Origin of the sequence: Microseira wollei NIES-4236 (assembly GCF_020521235.1) — a bacterium.
Classification (GTDB): domain Bacteria; phylum Cyanobacteriota; class Cyanobacteriia; order Cyanobacteriales; family Aerosakkonemataceae; genus Microseira; species Microseira wollei.
In genome coordinates this window covers 15,511-34,835 of record NZ_BLAY01000107.1, presented here as the reverse complement: position 1 = coordinate 34,835, position 19,325 = coordinate 15,511, and the positions used below count along the sequence as shown (strand labels likewise).

The following is a 19,325-nucleotide window of genomic DNA, read 5'->3' as shown; positions in this document are numbered from 1 at the left end:
GCAATATAGAGATCTCCCATGGTTTAACAGCGTATCTCATGCCGTGTCCCTAGGGCAAACTGAACCAACACAAGCCGCCCCATCGTTGTAGGGACACGGCAATATAGAGATCTCCCATGGTTTAACAGCGTATCTCATGCCGTGTCCCTAGGGCAAACTGAACCAACACAAGCCGCCCCATCGTTGTAGGGACACGGCAATATAGAGATCTCCCATGGTTTAACAACCTATGTAATGCCGTGTCCCTACCGCAAACTGAACCAACACAAGCCGCCCCATCGTTGTAGGGACACGGCAATATAGAGATCTCCCATGGTTTAACAGCGTATGTAATGCCGTGTCCCTACCGCAAACTGAACCAACACAAGCCGCCCCATCGTTGTAGGGACACGGCAATATAGAGATCTCCCATGGTTTAACAGCGTATCTCATGCCGTGTCCCTACTGCAAACGGGATTTTTGCAACAGGTGTATTCAGCTTTCTAACGTCTCGAAAACAATTTCAAATACTCCATTTGGCACATATCGCCGCAAGGATCTTGCATGGTCGTCGGCGTCTTGGCGGTTCGCGAAACCTGCGATCAGGTGCGCCTTGGTCTGAGGCAAGATTTGCACAATCGCCCAAGGTCGTTGCAATTTTTCCCGATTTCTGACTATGTTCAGATAACTGGCAAGCACCGAGCCTGCGACCTTTACACACAACTGCTCAATTAGCAACGTGGCAATGCTTTGAATTTATGGTGCTTTTAGACACATCCGCTCGGCATCGAAATCGCGATCGCTATAATTCTCAATCCGCGATAGTAGCTGCAAAACGCCAAAATCGCTCAATGCTTGGTGATAGCCTTGGGGGCGATCGCTTAAAAAACCAGCCATCGGTTCTACCATTGTTATAGTCTCCTTTGATTTTTGGAGCCATAAGCCAGCGTCAGCCCTCGGAAAGTTGAGCGCTGGCTTTTGACTTTTCAGTCTAGTGATTGATGGCAAATAGCTTAACACAGAATTTGTGTGTTTTTATTTGTTTCTGTTTGATTCATGGGGAAACACACAGAACAGTGTACGATCGACAACATGGCTAAAGTAACCGTGACCATATACATGGATGACAAAGACAAGGAAGCGCTGCAAAGATTGGCAGATGCTGAAGAGCGCTCTTTGTCTCAGATGGCACTGCTAATTCTGAAACAAGCCATTAGAAAAGCCGAACAGGAAGGAAAAATTTAGCCGCTTTAGTATCAGGCGAAAGAATCATAATCATGTCCGTTGAATTGCCGATAATAAAAAACCTCACCCCGTTATTGCGTAGGGGCACGGCATCACAGATATCTCGGACAAACAGATAACGTTAATAATGCCGTGCCGCGGCTGATGATTATGGGTAATCGACTGGACATGATATCAGGCGATCGCATTACATTTGCTGCCGCAGCGATAACTCCGCATATCGTTGCTGGTACATGGTTTTGAGGCGAGCGATCGCATCGTCAGCATATCGCTGCTCTTCTGGCAAAATCGACAGCAAAACCTCGTTAAGCGTGCTTAAGCTTGAGCAACAGCGAATCAGAGTGCGACAAGCAGCGATCCATTGCTCTAACTGGCGGTAACTTACGAAATAACCGCCAATTCCTTTGATATGTACCCATAAAACGTTATGCCATTTTTCCCAGTTGAGAATCCGCTCTTGGCTGATTTTGAGGAATTTGGCGATCTGTCTGAGCGTGATAACAAAGGTTTTGGGGTCAATGCGGCGGCGAAGCCGCATGGCTGTACCGTGAATGCTCATGCTTGACTATTGCCAGAATCAAATGCCAATCTGACGATATAACGTTACCGGCAAATTGTCAAGAACGAAGGGAAACCTTCAGCTTTCTTCTTCTGGTGCGAAACCAGCTTTCTCAGCTACTAGATCCAAATGTTTGGACGTTGAGCGAGTTGGTTCATACAGTCCTCGTTCCCACTCGCTGACTGTTTGGTGACGCACACCTAGCTGTTTGGCAAACTCTATCTGTGTCAATCCCATATGGAGACGCAACAATTTGATCGAGTAGCTGTTCCACACCAAATTACCATCTAGACGCTGTATGTGATGGTTGGTCGTAAATTTACGAAATGTAACCCTTTGCTCGATCAGATCGACATCTTCAACCTGATAACTCGCTTCCATCCAAGCTTCAGCTTGTAGTGCGCCTTTGGTACGATTGCTCCACCATGCCCGTTGTTCTTTGGCTGATTTGGGTAAGCGATCGTTTATCAGCGCCTCGATTTTGGCAAAGCTTAGGGTGACTTCCCCTTGATTGCTGCCACGCAAAAATTCCAGGAGTGCCTGATATTTGCTGCCCTCCTTCATGTCGCTTTTCTTTCTTATTCTCTAGAGTTGACAGATTTAACCGTAACAAAATTTGACACAACCAATGGTTATCTCGGAGGTGCGAATGAAGCTCTAGTATCCGTTGATGACTTTAAATCCAGCCCGCTCTGCAATTAGAGTGAGATACTTCGATGTAGCCAGGGTTGGCTCATAGGCACCGTTTTCCCACTGGCTAACCGTTGCCTGACGCACACCAAGCGTTTTGGCAAACTCTGCCTGTGTTAGTGCCATATGGAGACGCAGTGCTTTGATCAGCGTGCTGTTCCAAAGTACGGTGCCATCGACGCGCTGAACTTGGTAGCTAGTAGGAGGTTGGCGAAAGGTTACGCACTTTTGATTAAAATCGACATCCTCAACGCGATAGCATGCTTCCATCCATGCTTCAGCATGGAGTGCGCCTTTAGTACGATTGCTCCACCAAGCCTTATTGCTTTTCGCTGAGTTAGGCAAGGTGTCATTCATCAGCGCCTCGATTTCAGCAAAGGTGAGGATGACTTCGCTTTGATTGCTGCCACGCAAAAATTCGAGGAGTGGCTGGTATTTGCTGCCCTCCCTCATGCCGTTTGTGTTTTTTCTATGTTGTTGACAGATTTAACGGTAGCAAAATTTGACACTCTTACCCCTGATGCACTCACCTGACAATTGCCTGATAGCTCTTACAAAGTCTCTTGCCGATCAAATTCTGGGGCAGGCGGGACGCCTACCCCACAAGAAAAAATGATTCTTGTGGGATGGGCATCCTGCCCGTCCGAGCTAAGAGATATAATGACTAAAACTATTTCCGCTTTGCAGCTTCTTTGGCTTTTTTAGCAGCATCTTTAGCTGCTTTTTTGGCGGCTTTTTCGGCAGCTTCTGCCGCCAATCTTGCCTGTTCTTTCTCTTCTGCTATTTTATCCAAATAGTAGTGATAATCTCCCAAATAAACCCGAAACTCCCCATCTCTTATTTCCACAATTTTGTTCGCCACTTGGGAAATAAAATAGCGGTCGTGCGACACTAAAATCGCCGTTCCATCGTAGTTTTTTAGCGCTTCTTCCAGCATTTCTTTAGCGGGAATATCCAAGTGGTTTGTCGGTTCGTCCAAAATTAATAAATTTGCTGGACGCAGGAGCATTTTAGCTAAAGCTAAACGGGCTTTTTCACCTCCACTGAGTGCTTCAACTTTTTTGAATACAGTATCGCCGCTAAATAGAAACTTTCCTAACAGGGTGCGGACTTCTTCATTATTCCAATCTGGCACTTCATCGTGGATGGTTTCCATGACAGTTTTGGACAGGTCTAAAGCTTCGGCTTGATTCTGTTCAAAATAGCCGGGAATGACGTTATGATCGCCTAATTTTACCTGGCCTTCCGAGGGTTGTTCCATGCCCATAATCAGGCGCAGCAGGGTAGATTTACCGCAACCGTTGGGGCCGAGGAAGGCTATGCGATCGCCCCGTTCAATTAACAGTTCCGCCCCTAAAAATAGAATCTTGTCGTCGTAAGTATGCACCAAATCTTTGATGATGACAACTTCTCTACCGCTGCGGGGTGCGGGCGGGAATCGGAAGTGCAGCGTTCTTAACTCTGAAATCGGCGCTTCAATTCTTTCGACTTTTTCTAATAATTTTTCGCGGCTTTTTGCTTGAGTGCTGCGCGTTGCACTGGCGCGGAATCTATCAACAAATGCTTGTTGTTTCTCCAGTTCTTTCTGTTGGCGTTCGTACGCGCTTAATTGTGCCGTTCTTGCTTCTTCTTTTTGTTCTAAATAAGCCGAATAATTCCCCAAATAACTTGTAGAAACGCCCCGTTCTGTTTCGACAATTTGGGTGCAAAGACGGTCGAGAAACTCCCGGTCGTGGGAAACGATTACCATCGGGTTGGTTAAGCCTTTGAGGTAATTTTCTAACCACTCAATCGTTTCTAAATCTAAGTGGTTCGTCGGTTCGTCTAATAGCAATAAATCGGGTTTTTGCAGCAATATTTTAGCCAAACCCATCCGCATTTGCCAGCCGCCGCTGAAGGCGCTGACCAAGCGATCGCCGTCTGCCGTCTCAAACCCCATTTCTGGTAAAATCTTGTCAATCTGGGCTTCTAACCCGTAGCCGTCGAGGGCTTCAAACTGGCGCTGCAACTTATCCATTTTGTGGATAAGTTTGTCTAACTGTTCTGGCGTGGCGGTTTCCATGTCCCGATGTACTTGGGATAAAGCTTCGTGGACTTGATTCGCTGCGGCGAAAGCCCGCCATAATTCTTCTTTTACGGTGCGACAGGGGTCTACGTCAAATTCTTGATTCAGGTAGGCGATGTGCAAACTGGCGGGGCGGATGACTTCTCCGGTGGTGGGTTCGATTTCTCCGGCGATAATTTTGAGTTGGGTAGATTTACCCGCACCGTTGACGCCGACTAAACCGATGCGATCGCCAATTTTAACTTCCCAGTTAACATCCTTGAGGACTTCGCCAGTGGGGTAGATTTTACAGATATGTTCCAGTCGCAGCATTCAGAATCTCCGGGGAAGCAGGTGTGCAGGTGGGCAGGTGTGCAGGTGGGATAAATAATTGACTTGGGCAGGCAATCGCACCAAGCCAGAGTCAATCTTAACAAAATTTAATCCAGGTTGAATATAGGGAGGCAACGCCCTCCCGCTACGATGGGCTTTCTTTATCTACCGTGCAGTCACCTTAGTTGTTACATAACTTATTATACCTATCGTTTGTTTGTCCGGTATAGTAGGAGCAATAGGGGGTAACAACAAGTGTTTTGCTTAACTTATGAATTTCGACTAAAACCAAGTAAGCAACAGATAAGTGTTTTTGAAGACTGGTTAGAGATTAACCGAAAAGTTTACAATTATGCTTTGGCTGAACGCAAGCACTGGTATAAGTCCCGTTCTTGTCAAGTAAACTATTGTTCGTTACATTCTGAGTACATTATTGAGGCAGATACACCCCGCCCCACTTTTGTTAGTCAATGCAGGTCTTTGACAATAGCAAAAAAGCAGCACCCAGATTTAAAACGGGTAGCAGCGCAAGTTTTACAGCAAACGTTAAAGAGACTGGAAAATGCTTTTACCTCAATGTGGGAAAACAATTTTGGTTTTCCTCGCTTTAAGAAAGTCGGTCAATTACGCTCCTTTGTCTTCTCTCAGCCAGGGAAAAACCCACTCAGGAATGGAGCAGTTAAATTGCCCGTAATTGGCTGGGTAAAATTTCGCTCCTCCCGCAACATTCCAGAAGATGCTGTTGTTAAACTTGCCTCGCGTTGTTAAAAGAGCATCGGGCTGGTATGTCATGATTACTTTACAGTGGGATGTATCTGTGCCAAAAGTTACACCAAATGCTTCGGCATTGGGTGTAGACGTAGGATTAATAAGTTTTATCGCTACTTCTAATGGCCTTTGTATCAGTCGCCCTAGATTCTTTGTAGACCTCCAACGCCAGCTGAGATTGCTGCAACAAAGAGTTAGTCGCAAAGTGAAAGGCTCACATAATTGGCGCAAAGCGACTATGAAAGTAGCCTCACTGCACGAACACATTGCTAACACTAGAAAAGACTTTCATTGGAAAGTAGCACATCAACTTTGCGACCAAGCCTCAACAATATTTGTAGAGAACCTGAATTTAGTCGGCTTATCTAGAGGCATGTTGGGAAAACATTGTTTAGATGCTAGCTGGGGTCAATTCTTCCAAATATTAGAACAGTGTTGCCCCAAACGCGGTGTTTACTTCCAGAAAGTAGATAGCAGAAAGACAAGCCAGATTTGTCCTCACTGTGGAACAGAAACAGGCAAAAAAGATTTGTCAGACCGCGTTCATGCATGTAAAAATTGCGGCTACATAACAGATAGAGACGTTGCAGCCGCTCAAGTAGTTCTTGCTAGAGGACTTGCAGCCGTTGGGCAAACGGTCAAGATGCTTAATGAGGGTAAAGCGGTTGCGCTCCCTATGAGTTAAGAATCCGCGTATCTTTAGATCGCGGAGTGTCAAGAACGAGGCTATAGCCGGGACGATGTTCTGCAATTGTTTCGGTTTATCGATTGGGTAATGGTATTACCAGAAGAATTGGCGCGTGGTTTTAAACAAGTAGTGAGAAGTTACGAGGAGGCAGATAGAATGCGTTACGTAACCAGTATTGAACGGCTAGCAATTGAGGAAGGGATTCAACAAGGGATTCAGCAAGGAATTGAACAAGGTATTGAACAAGGTATTGAACAAGGTATTGAACAAGGTATTGAACAAGGTATTGAACAAGGCATTGTCCAAGCGAGTCGAAACTATATAATTCAATTCCTACAGACGCGGTTTGGAGAAGTGCCAAGTTCTATTGTCGATGTCATCAACGGGATAAACGATTCGGCTGTGCTGCGAAGTCTTTTTACTAGAGCGATCGCAATTAATTCTCTGGCAGAATTCCAGCAAATATTAGATGAGGTTGTACCAGGGGAATAAGCGAAAGCGAAAGGCACGCTGTACCCGGGCGCCTCATATTGGGAAATCAACAATTTTTTAACAGCAAAAAGATTGACAGGGGAAGCGATCGCTGATGATATGGGCGATCGCTTCCCCTGTCAATAGTAACAGAATTAGCACTGACGCGCGAGGCTCGTAGAAACCCGGTTTCTTGCTGGGATATTTCGTTGCCAAACCGACGATTTTTCAGAGAAACCTTTTTCACAGAAACCGGGTTTCTTGCTGCGCTCTCTCGTTGTCAAACCTACGATTTTTCACAGAAACCCGGTTTCTTGCTGCGAACGCGAGTGCGGAAGGGAGGCATATCTTTCGTTGCCTGACATCTTGCACCATTCTCAATCAGCGACAAAACCCGCCCGGAAATAAATTTCAAAGGCTTTTAGCTTAAGTCGATTAAAATAAACTGAAATTCTTGCCCTGTAGGCTTTTAGTCCTCTTGAGAGGACTTTAGCTATCAGCCAGGGATTTGAATCCCTGGCGGGTTATCGGCTAGGTGCAAGATGTGAGTTGCCTTTCCCGACGATTTTTCAGAGAAACTTTGGTGTTTGCTGGGATATTTCGTTGCCTGACATCTTGCACCATTCTCAATCAGCGACAAAACCCGCCCGGAAATAAATTTCAAAGGCTTTTAGCTTAAGTCGATTAAAATAAACTGAAATTCTTGCCCTGTAGGCTTTTAGTCCTCTTGAGAGGACTTTAGCTATCAGCCAGGGATTTGAATCCCTGGCGGGTTATCGGCTAGGTGCAAGATGTGAGTTGCCTTTCCCGACGATTTTTCAGAGAAACTTTGGTGTTTGCGTCAAGATTTTTCAGAGAAACCCGGTTTCTTGCTGGGATCTTTCGTTGCCAAACCGACGATTTTTCAGAGAAACTTTGGTGTTTGCGTAAGTCCTGAAAATTTAACTAGCAACTGGAAAACAACCTAAACAGTAATCCCGGATAGATTCGCTGTTTGAATCAAGAATTGTTCAATTTGACCCGGAGTCAGATTCGGATTGGCTTGCACCATTAGAGCCAATACACCGGCAATGTGGGGCGCTGCCATAGAAGTACCATCGTAAGTACCGTCATAGGTGTTACCAGGAGTGGTCGAGAGGATGTCTACCCCAGGTGCAGAAACGAAATTGATCGGCGTCACCCCAGCGGGGTTAGAGAACGCGGCAAACTGCAAATTGCGGCTGTCTAAGGCTCCGACGGCGAGCGCCAAATTATCAGCTGCCAAGCGAGCTGGTAAAGCTGGTTGAGTCACCTCACCTTCGGCGAAATCATCTCTGTTATTTCCGGCGGAGATGGCGACAACATGAACTCCTGCCGCTCTGGCTCGCTCAAGGGCTGCTCTTACCAGTGGCTCGTCTGACGGTTGGTCGGCGTCAGACCCTCCGAAGCCAAGGCTCATATTAATCACCTTTGCCCCGTTAGCAACCGCATAATCAATACCAGCAGCAACCGGATCCTCGAACCGACCAGCACCATTTTGACCGCCCAGCACCCTGATTGGCATAATCTGGGCATTGTAGGCAACCCCAGTCATATCGTATTGATTGCCGTTAATATCCGTAGTTACTCCATTTCTTAACGCAGCAATCGTTCCCGCGACGTGAGTGCCATGAGGAGCTTGCTCCTCGCTCAAAACCGGCGACGGGTCTGCATCATTATCCGAAAAGTCGTATCCGTTCGCATCGTCAACGTATCCATTCTGGTCATCATCGACACCGTTTCCCGGAATTTCATCAGTATTGACCCAAATATTCGCCTGCAAATCCGGATGCTTCAAGTCAACACCTGTATCCAATACAGCAACGATAACGCCCTGACCTGTAAACCCTTGATTCCAGACTTCAGGCGCGTTGATTCGATTTAAATCCACGACGTTATTATTGGGAACTGCCCCGGAAAGATCCGGAATATCCGCAAATGGAGTTGCTCGCCCAGTCGCAGCAGCTACTGCGCCAGCTGCATTAATCAGACCATAACCAAACAAGGAGTTATAGTTGGGCGTTGTAGAGGCTGGTATTGGTCTGGCTGGGGTCGTGTCCGGCGTCGCTGACAATTGTAATGTGTAATTTGTATCTCCCTCATATTGCTCAACCAAGACAAAATACTCACCTGGAACTAAAGCATTGAGGCTAATCTCTTCTGGAGTAGTATCTGGGTTTTCAGATGAGGCAATAACTTCATCGAATTGCACCTCACCATCGCCGTTGCTGTCTTCCCCGAAAAACACGTCCGCATCAGCATTCGGAGTCAAGCCGGAGAAAGTGAGGTTAAGGTTGAAGTCGCTTTGTGTAGCGAGATTGAAACGGTAGAAATCATCGATGTCAACATCGCCCACAAAGTCACTGAAGGTTTGAGTATTGCTCAGAATGCCAATGTTGCGAGCATTGCTTAGAGTATTACCTGCAAAGTCTTGCGGTACGTTATTGATAGCAGTTCTCGATATGTTCAAATCGTAGGTTGTATCGCCCTCAAACTGCTCTACCGAAACGAAATAATTACCCGAATTCAAAACAATGTCGAGTTGTTCTGGTTCGGTTCCCCCATTGTCAGAGATACCGATCAGTTCATCTGCTTCAATATCGCCATCGTCGTTAACGTCCTCATACAGGAACAGATCCGCATCCCCACTCAGTTTATTCAGATTCAAGACGACTTTGCTTAACCCATCGACGCTGAAGCGGTAAAAATCAAACGGTTCTGCATCCCCCACAAAACCGCCGACGGTGCGATTCCTGCCAAGTTTCCCCAGATTCAACGCCAGATAAGGCGTTTCCCCAGCAGTGGGTGGCTGGGGTAAACCAAAAATTTTCGAGAACTTAGAAAATTTCGGCTCTCCTAAAAATGGGTTATCCGTCATGACTCAATAGTTTCCTTTTTCGTTAATTTTGAGCGATGAATTTCAGATTTTAGATTTTTTCGAGTCAACAAAACTTCGGTTGCAATCCAAAATTATTGCAGCCAAAATCTATCTATTCTAAAACCTGCGGCTAATAGCTATGTCAGGAAAAATGCTAAATTAGCCAGATGCCAATTAGCAAGCGAGCAATTAGCAATTAGCAACTTGCAACTTGCGTTAGAACCTAAATGTGGTTCGGATTGTACCGATGATGATGTCATCATTATCGGCATCTTGATTAGGCGCTGTCAGCCAGATTACACCAGGAGTAATCGAGATGTTATTTGTCACTTGAATCTTGTAGAAGCCTTCAACGTGAAAAGGAATATCATCCTTAAATAAATCATTGAGTTCATCAAGATTGGTCAGATAAGGTTCTACTCCCACAACAAGTGCAGCCACATTTCCTCGCTTACCCGCATCGGGAAATGCTAAAGCAACAGCACCATTCCAAATTTGGCCATCGATATCGTCATCGATCAGGTGTACATTGGTGTAACCCGCCCAAGCATTCAGTTGAACGTGGCGATGAAGGCGCGCCGCCATTTGAATGCCTATCGAGTCGCTAGTAACTGGACTTCCAGCACCAATTAGGTTGGCTAAACTTGTACCTGTAAAACCATTGCCAACGCCGTTGAGTGCGCCGTTATCAAACCCAAATTCTCTTCTACCAAAGTAAGCGCGATTGTAGGTAGCGGCGATGCCAAAACGACTGATAGGAGTCCAAGTAATTTGTCCTAACGCTGCATAAGATCCGTTAAACAAACCCCTTCCATCTATCGGACTCGATCCTTCAGGCGCTAGGTAACCCGCTGTGATTTCTAAACTCCGCGCTGGTTTAAAACTCAACCCGATCCCTTGTCCGCCGCCGATGCGATAAATTGGGTTGCGTTGGGCGAAGGCAGAAATCGAGCCGCTACCCCCATCAAAGTCTTCTAAAAATGGGTTCAAAGTCGGGGTAAAATCTTCAAACCTACCGCGATTTGCTAGCAAAGTCAGAGTGAAGACATTCCCCACCGGAACTGAATACAACAGGGTGTCTAAAACAATATCGTTGCCGTTATTGCCAAACACTTGATGCGCTTGGAAACCCTCGCGAGTGGTGTTAATAAACTCGAAGCCGTTGTTTGTGTTGGTAAAGTCTAAAGGATTGCCGTTTCCAGCTTGGAGGCGGGTTATCAGCAAATCTCTACCGGAAAAACTGGTATTTAAGTTCAGCCGGACTCGATTTTGAAAGACTGTATTGTTGTCGTTATCTTCCCCAAACGAGTCTGTCAGGGCGAAAATTGCTTCTCCCGTCAGTTTGGTGGTGGTGGAAAACTGCTGGGCTTCCAGTTTGGCTGTGCGCGCTTCTAGCGAGTCTACGCGTCCCCGCAGGGTTGCGAGTTCGGCGGCAAATTCTTCTTGTAACCGCCGGATGGCGGCGATATCTTCTTTACTGGGTAAGTCGGCTACCGCTGCGGCGATTAGTTCTTGAATGCGGTCTAAGCAAGCATTTAACCCGGCGGCGAATTCGTAGCGTGTCAGCGCCCGGTTGCCTCTGTAAGTGCGGTCTGGGTATCCTTCTATACACCCATAACGCTCTACTAGCGATTGCAGTGCTTGAAACGCCCAGTGGGTCGGGTCTACGTCGGTCAGCTGAGAGACGGAAGTTACTTGCCCCATTGAGTCGCTTTGCTCAAAACTGCCGTTGGCTGGAGCGGATAAAGGTAGGTCTGAGACTTGGGCTAGTTGGGTTTCCCATGTTTGGGGTATATTTTGCGACAGTTCTTCTGCTGCCACTGCCCCCGTACTAACCAAAAGCGCTGCACCCAAGAGGGCTGGACTGACCAACCAAGCGCTCTGAGTATATCTGGTCATTTTTTTTACCTCACACCAATTTGAAGTTTTACGGATACGGAACCCGGTAACACCTCTTAGTTGTTGAGTTCGCTACCCATCAACTGTGGGATGATGTATGGCGAAGCACATTAGGAATTGTAGCTCGATTAATTTCCACCAGTCTGAAATATTTGCGCTCGCAGATAATTTTGCCATATCGTCGAACCCTGACAAAAGGGTCAAATAGGTAACGACGATACAGAATTCAAAACACTTTTGACGTAAATAAAAGGAAAAGCACAACCAGGACTTAGGCAAAAAAACAAAGGTGATACGCAGGAACCCAGAAACCGGGTTTGTTGCTGGGATCTCTGGTTACAAATCGACGATTTTTCCTAGAAACCCGGTTTCTACGCAAAATCCTGGCTGTAGAGTCGCGAGATTGACGCAGAAACCGGGTTTTTGGTTCACCCTAAATCGCTTCAGCATGAGCAGACATCTGGGGTTGAGTGCTTGGATTGGGACTTGGCCTTGCTCGTGAGGAGTGGTATCGATGGCCTTTCATATTTCAATCCTGGGAGCCGTCAGCGCTAAACTTCAGAGATATGCTGACGAGGATGGTTTTGTGCCAGAAGTAGGGGATCGTTGGCAAAATTTCCCCTGGGAACGGGAAGTTATCGGGGTTTTTGGGGATAAAAAAATTGGCGAAGCTTGCTGGCAAGTCTTTTTGACACTCCCCCGCATGAATGACGGGGGATTCTAGCGGTTGTCTATGCGGAGGCTGAAGCCGTCCGCATAGACGCTTCACTAGGAAAGGGGACTGTCATCGACCCCACCCCTTGCATCAGCCATAGCCATTGCAGCTACAGCCTTCTGAAGATCCAAGGGGCATGAAAAACCGACCCATTGACCGATATTCTGGCTGGCATTCCAATCAGCATTGCATCGATACCCATCAAAGCCTTTAAACCAGTCCCCATTCCGCTTCCCTAGAACACCGTTTCGATGGTCTGACTTGCTGGTATAGGGAGCCGGAACAGATTGCACGGGAACACCCGCACGAATGGCTTTGTATCGAGTCAAGACTTCCAGCTGATAGAACGCCCAACTATCACGATCAAGCGCGGCATCAGACTTCGTTTTCTTGCGTTGTTTCGATGTTTTTCGAATTCCGCTCAAGTCTTCAAACCGCAGTCCCATCCCAAAGTCTTTGGCAAGCTGCACCAGTTCTTTAGAGATGACGTGATTGATATGGGTCATGATTCGTCTTTCACGTTGCTCTAGTCGCTTCACCTCCTTCAGTTGTTTGGCTTGTTGGAGTTTCTTGCGGGTACGTTGAAACTGTCGTCTCAACCCCTTTACCCGTCCACCTTTCCAAAACTTGCCAAACCCACCGGGAAGTGCGGCAACAGCAATATTGTTTTGTCCTCTATCTACTCCAATCCAACGTTCTACTGATTGTGCATCGGGAACTTCCATCGATACAGATATCAGTGCATACCAAATCCCCTTTTTGGACTTGCAGAGCTTGAGTGTGCCAAGCTTGGCAACACGAGCAATCAACTTGTCCAAGACTTCAGTATGCGACGCTGCATGAACTTCAAGAGGGATACGTCCTTTTCTGCCCCGATATAGGCTAAAAGAGACAGTGTACTTTTCACCCGATTTCAACACTTCATACCCCTGGTTGTTCACTTCTAACCACATAGGTTTGAAGTGTTTCACCTTGGTCTTAGCATTGGTGTTTCGGATGGTTTGATTAATCCACATTGAGCCAATCTCAATGTGCTTAAAGGCAGCACTCGTTAACTTTTTGCGTTCAGACTTTCCCACCTTAAGCAGGTCGTTGGCAACTTGAGTGTTGAGGATGGTTAGACGATCAAACTCGTCAGCCTTGACTCGATTAAGGCGGTAAAAAGGAAGCTTCAAAGTGATTGATAGTTCTGCCATGCGACTATAGCACTATCCTGCAAGGCTGTGTAGGATAACAGGGTTTTTGTCCGAACTCATACAGCGGGCGCTATTGCCCTGTTCCTCGTTTTCATCCTCCGGCTGAAGCGCGGAGGCTCTCAACTTCGTTTTTGGTAGCAGACGCCCAAATGCCGATCGCCAAAGCGCTCCGGGAACTAGAAGACCTAGAATGGAGCAACACCAAGCGCCATCGGGTCCTTAGCTTCACCCGTTAAATCAGACGCGACGACTGAGTTGAAGGCGAGGCTGCTGCAATACCTGGATATAAAGTTTTTCCAACTGAGCGATATTGCGGCTGAGGGTGTAACGCTCTAAAATCCGCTGACGCGCCTTTTGTCCCAAGCGGGCTGTAAATTCTGTATGCTCTCGCATTAAAGGTAGCAGCGTTTGCAACTCAGTTACCACCCGCTGGGGATTGACAATTATACCGGCTTGCCCTTGCAAAACTTCGCCATCTGCTCCCACATCTGTGGCGATGCAAGCCAGACCGCAAGCCATTGCTTCTAACAGAGATAAGGAAAGTCCTTCAACTAAAGAAGGCAAAATAAATACATCAGATCCCCGTAGAATTTCGAGCCGTCGCTGCTCGTCGGCGACAAATCCCAGCCAGAAGATGCCGTATTCCGAGTCGTAAAATGGCTCTAATGAGGAGCGAGTCGGCCCATCGCCGACGATGACTAATTTACACTCTGGCCCCATTTTTGCCTTTTGCCAAGCTTTGAGCAAAGCTTCTACATTTTTTTCTACGGCTATGCGCCCTTGGTAGACAAAAATGCGTTCTGCTGGCAATTCTGACTTGAATTGAGAAGGTCCGGGGGAATATTTTTGTTCGTCTACTCCGTTGGGAATTACCGCTACCTGCGCTGGCGGTACGCTCATTTTCGCCAACAGTTCTCGCTGTATTTCGCTAAAGACGATGACGCGATCGTAGTTAGCTAAAAAGGGCGCGTAGAGCTGATAGGCTAGCAGTTGCGTTCCCGATTTGAGTTTGGCTCCCTTGCGGGCGTAGGGAGTGTGGAACGTTGCTACTAAAGGTAAATTTAACTCTTGGCAGATTTCTGGGAGGAGGAAATCTAAAGGCGAAAGCGTTAACGAAGCATGTACCAAATCTGGCTTTAAGTCTCGCAAAGAGTCCATCAAGACTTTGCCCGATTTTGGCGTAGGAATTGTATAAACCTGAGATTTATACAAGAAGGGTAGGGAAACTTCTTGACAGTCAGGCCAATTTTCCGGTTCGGATTCGTCAGTAGCAAAGTGGAGGAAACTAACCTTATGTCCTCTGTCTAGCAGAGCGTTGGTTATTTCCCGACTGTAGGTAACGTTGCCGCAAAAGGGTGATTTTTTTCCAAGCCAAGCGATATGCATTCAAGTCTTGGTGATGGGTAATTGGTAATGGGTAATTGGTAATGGCTTATTGCTAATTGCTAATTGCTAATTGCTAATTGTTTATTGTCAGTTGTCGCGGTTGACTTTTGACAAGTAATATCATTAGCTATTAGCCATTAGCCATTAGCCATTAGCCATATTTATCAGCTTTTGCTGACGTTCGAGCTTGTACGGCAAATATACCAGGTTAGGAGTCCTCCTGCGATCGCTGCCGCCGCTAAACCTAGAAAAACTGCTTTTAACCCAAACAATGTCTCGGCGACGCCTGCTAAAGCCAATGGTAAGGTGAGGGCGATGTTTATTCCGTTGTTTTGCAGCCCAAATACTTTACCGCGCATTTCCGGCGGGGTTTCTTTTTGGATGGTTGTCTGCATCGGCACGGCAACGAGGGCGCCACAGCCTCCCAGAAGCATCACCAACAGCAGTACGATCCACAGTTGGTGCGGCAGTAAGGCCAGACCGATCAGCGCGGCTGCGACGCCGCTAGAGCCAACTAAACTCAGCCATATATGGGAAACTCCCTGACCGAAGTGACCTAAAATTGCGGCAGAAACGCCCATACCGATGCCCCCTGCTGCCATTAAAAAGCCAAATTGGGAAGGTTTAAGTCCCGGAATCACTTCGGCGAGGCGAACCGCCAGAACGGATAAGGCGGCAAATATGGAAAATAAAATCACTAATTGGATTAATGCAGTACGGACGCGGCGAGTGTGTTTAAGGTAACGCAGTCCGTCCCGTAGGTCTTCTAGGATATGAGGTGCTTCGCGATCGCTTTTAGTTTTTTCGTTGGTTTTGAGTAGTAGAAGTAATAGACCGGCGCCAGCATAACTCCCGCCTACAATTAATTCTTTCCCATTTGCCAGACCCACGGAAGCCATCAAACTATCCGCCAGGTCTAAAACTGGCTGACCTACGGCAAATCCTACAATCACCGATGCCATCATCGTGGTGGTGTAGAGCGAGTTTGCCGAGAGCAAGTGTCGCCGTTCTACAATTAGCGGAATTGCGGCTTGTTCTGCGGGGGCAAAAAACTGGGTCAGGGTGGAAACCAAAAACGTCACCAATAGTAGCAGGTAGAAGCCTGCTGGCAGTCCGGAGATGCTTCCCCATCCTTGTGACAGCCACAGCAGCAGGGGAACCCCGACTACTAAGCCACCGCGTAAAAGATTGGTCGCCACCAGGACGGCGCGTTTCGACCAACGGTCTACAAATACACCGGCGAGGGAACCAAACAGTACCGCTGGGATGGTAAAAGCGATCATAATTGCCGATACCCAAGCACTGATCGTGCGATCGCCGCTATGAAAGTGGCTTTCTATCAGCGCGATCATCAGCACCAGGTATACTTTATCTGCTAGTTGGGAAAATACCTGACCGCTCCAGAGCGCTAAAAAGTTACGATTTCTCAGCACCGGCAAAAATCCCTGTTCTGGCGCGGCTTCGTTTTGAGCGCTAACCGGAATTTTCGGGGGTGTCGCAGCGCCGTTGGTAGTTTCTGGGGATAAGCTGGTGTCTAGTGTATCTTCCCTTTGTATTTCTTTTGACACTGCCTCCGGTGAGGGTGGGGAGACGGAAGCTGGCTCAAAATTGCTCCTGATAGCCTGGGATGCCTCACTGGGAGGGGGGTTGCTTGGTTTTGAGTCAGCGCGAGAACGCCAAGCTTGGTCAACCTTGGTGTGATGGTTTGTCGGTGTGGCACCAGAAGCTACTCTTGCTGGATGGGAGTTGCTTTTGTGGCTTGGGGAGCAAACATTTGTTTTTAAATCGGGATCAGACTGTTGCAGCATGAGGCAGGGAAGTCGGCAGGGAGTCAAAATAGTTATCTATCAAAGCGGCAGAGCGAATTATCCGCCCAAAGTGATATTGAGTATAGTGACGCAAAATCCGCTCTACGGAAAGCCAGCTGGTGTAGGAAGATTCCTGCTGGCCTAAATTTGGTTGTAACTGAGGCAGGGAGCGGGAAGCTAGCTGCTGAAGCAATGTCAACTCGGTGGCGTTTAGTTGGAGTTGGGAGACGGGAGAGGAAGCTTCCCCCTCTTTTTTTATCGTTCCACCCGATGAGGGGCAAAATCTGACGCTCCAGTTTGGCTGCCTCAAGTCTGGCTCTAGGGGGGACTTGGTGATGCAACAAGCCTTTACTTGGGGGGCAATTCCGGCATTGGCTAGCAGGTGGAAAACTGCTTGAGCTAGGTGAGCCAAAACTAAGTATGGGCGATGGTCGCCATTTGTTTTGGGCAACTGCTCTAACCGTTTTAGATGTTCGCTGAGCAAGTAAAATATTTCCTCTTGGGGGTGATCGCTCAAGGCGTGGTAGATGACGACTTCGGCTAGGTACTGACCCGCTGAGAGTTTCAGCAGGTCGGTACTAAGTGCTGGGTAGGATTCTAATGTTTCTGCTTGAGTAATTTTATCGAGCGATCGCCCCTTGGCTACCAGATACTCGTTTACCACAAACAGCCCACTCCGTCCACCCAACTTGGACAGGTGCTTGCGCGCTCCTGGAGCCACCACCCGAATTAAACCAAATTCCCGCGTCAAAATCGTCAGCAGGCGGTCATACTCGCCCAGGGGCATACTCTTTAGATTAATTCCGGTTGCTTTGTACGTGCGACTCATGAGATTGGGCGATTGGTAATTGGTAATTGGTAATTGGTAATTGGCAAGTATTTTTCCGATTACCGATTACCGATTACCGATTACCTCCTTATCCAGATTATCGCGTTGACGGATTAAATCTGGGCCAGTTGAGGTTCCTAGTCGAGTTGCACCCGCCATAACTAAATCCAGCGCTTGCTCTAAGCTGCGAATTCCCCCGGATGCCTTGATGCCGATATTGCCTCTGGTCAATTCCCGCAGGAGTTTTACATCTGCCACGGTGGCGCCTGTTGACCAGCCGGTGCTAGTCTTCAAAAACGCTACCCCTGCATCCATACATATTTCCGCCGCCAGTCGTTTTTCTGCCTCTGTCAATAGAGCGGTTTCTAATATCGCTTTCACAATTTTCCCAGTTTCCGCGCAAATTTCGGCGATTTCCCGGTGCAGTTCCTTGGTTTTCCCGGTTTTCAACCAACCCAGGTTAATCACCACATCCAGTTCCTCTGCTCCATTTTCCACGGCTTCTTGCGCTTCGTAGAGCTTTACGGTGCTTGTTGTTGCACCCGAAGGAAAACCAATTACCGTACAAACTTTGGGTTTCTTGTTGTGGAGTAACTCAACGGCTTGGCGCACGTGGACGGGATACAAGCACACGGTCGCGAATTTATACCTCTCTGCTTCTTCGCACCACTGCTGCACTTGCTCTGGGGTGGCGGTGGGGATGAGCAGCGCATGTTCGATCAACGGAGCAATATCAATATCTGGCTGGTTTGTAGCCATCGTTTTTCTCCCAGCGAGCGTGGAAATGGTGTATATTTATAACCAAGCTTATGCAAAAAAACAGACCTGTGAAATCCCCCAAATATTCTTCATTGGGGTAAATTTCGCTATGTAAACATTACTTTCTGTTTTGATAACCAATTGAGGTTTGGCGATGAATGATATTGATTTGCTTGTTAATTCTATTCTGGAAGAAGAATTTAAATTTTTTGAACTCGATCCTTTTGGGATTAAGAAGAATTCTTCGGAAATATCCGAATATCTTGTAGCACATCGGCACGAATATGTTCGGACGATTAAAGATATTGTTCAATTTGCCGAACATCATCGGGTAGAGACAGTTTTAGAAATTGGTGCCTTCTTCGGAATTGTCAGTATATGTCTCTCTAAGCTTGGCTTTCGCGTTTGTGCAGCGGATATTCCTGAATATATGTCGATGTCCGAGCAAAAAGAACGATTTGGTCGTTACGGAATTGAAATGGCTGAGGTGAGACTTCAGGACTACCTATTACCATTTAAGGATGAACGTTTTGATGTAATAATTATGTGTGAGGTACTTGAACATCTCAATTTTAATCCTCTCCCCTTGCTCAAAGAAATTAATCGAATCGGAACTCCTAACTCTCTTTTTTACCTTTCCTTACCTAACTTAGCATATTATCGCAATCGATTAAAATTTCTTTTGGGCCACTCAATGCTCCAACCAATCGATGACTATTTCAAGCAGTTAGATCCTAACGATCTTCTGATTGTTAACGGACACTGGCGTGAATATACAGGAGCTGAAATAATAGAGATGCTGACACCACTGGGATATGAAATTGAACGCCAATACTACTTCAGTATAGTGGATACTCTGAAACACCCTACCCTGAAGCAGCAACTGACTAAGCTTGTATTTGGGTTATTTCCTTCGTTCAAAGAAAACCAGACTACCTTAGCAATCAGAAAAGAACGAACTAAACTTCAATTTCATATCCCTAACACAGTGAGTGAAAAAGTGAGGATGCTTTAATTAGACCTCACCTGAAAAAAGGGGCTTTTGCTTCGCCTGAAGTCT

The 19,325-nt window shown here is 47.0% G+C and carries 19 protein-coding genes and 1 pseudogene; 5 read left to right on the top strand and 15 right to left on the bottom strand.

Features of this window, described 5'->3' with window-relative positions:
• Positions 1 to 219: 219 nt before the first annotated feature.
• From MiSe_RS30075 to MiSe_RS30065, 3 genes are all read right to left on the bottom strand, one after another.
• Positions 220 to 396 carry a hypothetical protein gene (locus MiSe_RS30075; protein ID WP_226587280.1) on the bottom strand — a complete coding sequence of 59 codons (177 nt, stop codon included), beginning with the start codon at positions 394 to 396 and terminating at the stop codon, positions 220 to 222.
• 78 nt (positions 397 to 474) lie between these two features.
• Positions 475 to 678 carry a hypothetical protein gene (locus MiSe_RS30070; RefSeq protein ID WP_226587279.1) on the bottom strand — a complete coding sequence of 68 codons (204 nt, stop codon included), beginning with the start codon at positions 676 to 678 and terminating at the stop codon, positions 475 to 477.
• A gap of 57 nt (positions 679 to 735) precedes the next feature.
• The gene (locus MiSe_RS30065) at positions 736 to 888 is read right to left on the bottom strand and encodes a hypothetical protein (RefSeq protein WP_226587278.1); all 153 of its coding nucleotides are present in this window, start codon (positions 886 to 888) and stop codon (positions 736 to 738) included.
• 147 nt (positions 889 to 1,035) lie between these two features.
• Between MiSe_RS30065 and MiSe_RS30060 the strand changes: the two genes are divergently transcribed.
• Complete coding sequence (locus MiSe_RS30060) at positions 1,036 to 1,224, top strand: ribbon-helix-helix domain-containing protein (RefSeq protein ID WP_226587277.1); 189 nt, start codon at positions 1,036 to 1,038, stop codon at positions 1,222 to 1,224.
• Between the two features lie 187 nt (positions 1,225 to 1,411).
• Here the strand turns inward: MiSe_RS30060 and MiSe_RS30055 are convergent, their stop codons facing one another.
• The 4 genes from MiSe_RS30055 to MiSe_RS30040 form a co-directional block, all read right to left on the bottom strand.
• Complete coding sequence (locus MiSe_RS30055; RefSeq protein ID WP_226587276.1) at positions 1,412 to 1,783, bottom strand: hypothetical protein; 372 nt, start codon at positions 1,781 to 1,783, stop codon at positions 1,412 to 1,414.
• Positions 1,784 to 1,861: 78 nt separating this feature from the next.
• Entirely contained in the window at positions 1,862 to 2,347 is a 486-nt protein-coding gene (locus tag MiSe_RS30050; RefSeq protein ID WP_226587275.1) for a helix-turn-helix domain-containing protein, read from the bottom strand.
• A gap of 93 nt (positions 2,348 to 2,440) precedes the next feature.
• Entirely contained in the window at positions 2,441 to 2,926 is a 486-nt protein-coding gene (locus MiSe_RS30045) for a helix-turn-helix domain-containing protein (RefSeq protein WP_226587274.1), read from the bottom strand.
• A 217-nt stretch (positions 2,927 to 3,143) separates the two neighbouring features.
• Entirely contained in the window at positions 3,144 to 4,850 is a 1,707-nt protein-coding gene (locus MiSe_RS30040; RefSeq protein ID WP_226587273.1) for an ABC-F family ATP-binding cassette domain-containing protein, read from the bottom strand.
• A gap of 255 nt (positions 4,851 to 5,105) precedes the next feature.
• On the opposite strand from MiSe_RS30040, the pseudogene MiSe_RS54060 reads away from it, so the two are divergent.
• A pseudogene (locus tag MiSe_RS54060) lies at positions 5,106 to 6,303 on the top strand (RNA-guided endonuclease InsQ/TnpB family protein).
• Between the two features lie 66 nt (positions 6,304 to 6,369).
• Positions 6,370 to 6,798: a hypothetical protein gene (locus MiSe_RS30030; protein ID WP_226587272.1), complete on the top strand. Its 429-nt coding sequence runs from the start codon at positions 6,370 to 6,372 to the stop codon at positions 6,796 to 6,798.
• 46 nt (positions 6,799 to 6,844) lie between these two features.
• On the opposite strand, the gene MiSe_RS30025 is transcribed toward MiSe_RS30030, so the two are convergent.
• From MiSe_RS30025 to MiSe_RS30015, 3 genes are all read right to left on the bottom strand, one after another.
• On the bottom strand, positions 6,845 to 7,024 hold the full coding sequence (locus MiSe_RS30025) for a hypothetical protein (protein WP_226587271.1): 180 nt from the start codon (positions 7,022 to 7,024) through the stop codon (positions 6,845 to 6,847).
• A 717-nt stretch (positions 7,025 to 7,741) separates the two neighbouring features.
• Complete coding sequence (locus MiSe_RS30020; protein ID WP_226587270.1) at positions 7,742 to 9,673, bottom strand: S8 family serine peptidase; 1,932 nt, start codon at positions 9,671 to 9,673, stop codon at positions 7,742 to 7,744.
• A 216-nt stretch (positions 9,674 to 9,889) separates the two neighbouring features.
• A complete protein-coding gene (locus tag MiSe_RS30015) occupies positions 9,890 to 11,572 on the bottom strand; it encodes an iron uptake porin (RefSeq protein ID WP_226587269.1) in 1,683 nt (560 codons plus the stop codon).
• Positions 11,573 to 12,086: 514 nt separating this feature from the next.
• Here MiSe_RS30015 and MiSe_RS30010 point away from each other — a divergent pair.
• On the top strand, positions 12,087 to 12,296 hold the full coding sequence (locus tag MiSe_RS30010) for a hypothetical protein (protein ID WP_226587268.1): 210 nt from the start codon (positions 12,087 to 12,089) through the stop codon (positions 12,294 to 12,296).
• 44 nt (positions 12,297 to 12,340) lie between these two features.
• Here MiSe_RS30010 and MiSe_RS30005 read toward each other — a convergent pair whose 3' ends face one another.
• From MiSe_RS30005 to deoC, 5 genes are all read right to left on the bottom strand, one after another.
• Positions 12,341 to 13,483: an RNA-guided endonuclease TnpB family protein gene (locus MiSe_RS30005; protein ID WP_226587267.1), complete on the bottom strand. Its 1,143-nt coding sequence runs from the start codon at positions 13,481 to 13,483 to the stop codon at positions 12,341 to 12,343.
• Between the two features lie 237 nt (positions 13,484 to 13,720).
• Positions 13,721 to 14,869 (bottom strand): glycosyltransferase family 4 protein, encoded by a 1,149-nt coding sequence (locus MiSe_RS30000; protein ID WP_226587266.1) that lies wholly within the window; start codon positions 14,867 to 14,869, stop codon positions 13,721 to 13,723.
• Positions 14,870 to 15,033: 164 nt separating this feature from the next.
• Positions 15,034 to 16,677, bottom strand: coding sequence for an MFS transporter (locus MiSe_RS29995; protein ID WP_226587265.1), 1,644 nt, complete (start codon positions 16,675 to 16,677; stop codon positions 15,034 to 15,036).
• Positions 16,661 to 17,506 carry a DNA repair protein RecO gene (recO, locus tag MiSe_RS29990; protein ID WP_226587264.1) on the bottom strand — a complete coding sequence of 282 codons (846 nt, stop codon included), beginning with the start codon at positions 17,504 to 17,506 and terminating at the stop codon, positions 16,661 to 16,663. Before recO ends, MiSe_RS29995 begins: the two co-directional genes overlap by 17 nt.
• A gap of 66 nt (positions 17,507 to 17,572) precedes the next feature.
• A complete protein-coding gene (gene deoC / locus MiSe_RS29985; RefSeq protein ID WP_226587263.1) occupies positions 17,573 to 18,265 on the bottom strand; it encodes a deoxyribose-phosphate aldolase in 693 nt (230 codons plus the stop codon).
• A gap of 154 nt (positions 18,266 to 18,419) precedes the next feature.
• Here deoC and MiSe_RS29980 point away from each other — a divergent pair, with 154 nt between their 5' ends.
• On the top strand, positions 18,420 to 19,280 hold the full coding sequence (locus MiSe_RS29980) for a class I SAM-dependent methyltransferase (RefSeq protein WP_226587262.1): 861 nt from the start codon (positions 18,420 to 18,422) through the stop codon (positions 19,278 to 19,280).
• Positions 19,281 to 19,325: the final 45 nt, after the last annotated feature.

Bases quoted from the DNA above. Each gene is read 5' to 3' on its own strand.
- MiSe_RS30020 (WP_226587270.1), bottom strand. From the start codon at position 9,673: ATGACGGATAACCCATTTTTAGGAGAGCCGAAATTTTCTAAGTTCTCG.
- deoC (WP_226587263.1), bottom strand. From the start codon at position 18,265: ATGGCTACAAACCAGCCAGATATTGATATTGCTCCGTTGATCGAACAT.
- MiSe_RS29980 (WP_226587262.1), top strand. From the start codon at position 18,420: ATGAATGATATTGATTTGCTTGTTAATTCTATTCTGGAAGAAGAATTT.
- MiSe_RS30040 (WP_226587273.1), bottom strand. From the start codon at position 4,850: ATGCTGCGACTGGAACATATCTGTAAAATCTACCCCACTGGCGAAGTC.
- MiSe_RS30055 (WP_226587276.1), bottom strand. From the start codon at position 1,783: ATGAGCATTCACGGTACAGCCATGCGGCTTCGCCGCCGCATTGACCCC.
- MiSe_RS30005 (WP_226587267.1), bottom strand. From the start codon at position 13,483: ATGGCAGAACTATCAATCACTTTGAAGCTTCCTTTTTACCGCCTTAAT.
- MiSe_RS30010 (WP_226587268.1), top strand. From the start codon at position 12,087: ATGGCCTTTCATATTTCAATCCTGGGAGCCGTCAGCGCTAAACTTCAG.
- MiSe_RS30015 (WP_226587269.1), bottom strand. From the start codon at position 11,572: ATGACCAGATATACTCAGAGCGCTTGGTTGGTCAGTCCAGCCCTCTTG.
- MiSe_RS30065 (WP_226587278.1), bottom strand. From the start codon at position 888: ATGGTAGAACCGATGGCTGGTTTTTTAAGCGATCGCCCCCAAGGCTAT.
- MiSe_RS30050 (WP_226587275.1), bottom strand. From the start codon at position 2,347: ATGAAGGAGGGCAGCAAATATCAGGCACTCCTGGAATTTTTGCGTGGC.
- recO (WP_226587264.1), bottom strand. From the start codon at position 17,506: ATGAGTCGCACGTACAAAGCAACCGGAATTAATCTAAAGAGTATGCCC.
- MiSe_RS30060 (WP_226587277.1), top strand. From the start codon at position 1,036: ATGGGGAAACACACAGAACAGTGTACGATCGACAACATGGCTAAAGTA.
- MiSe_RS30045 (WP_226587274.1), bottom strand. From the start codon at position 2,926: ATGAGGGAGGGCAGCAAATACCAGCCACTCCTCGAATTTTTGCGTGGC.
- MiSe_RS30000 (WP_226587266.1), bottom strand. From the start codon at position 14,869: ATGCATATCGCTTGGCTTGGAAAAAAATCACCCTTTTGCGGCAACGTT.
- MiSe_RS29995 (WP_226587265.1), bottom strand. From the start codon at position 16,677: ATGCTGCAACAGTCTGATCCCGATTTAAAAACAAATGTTTGCTCCCCA.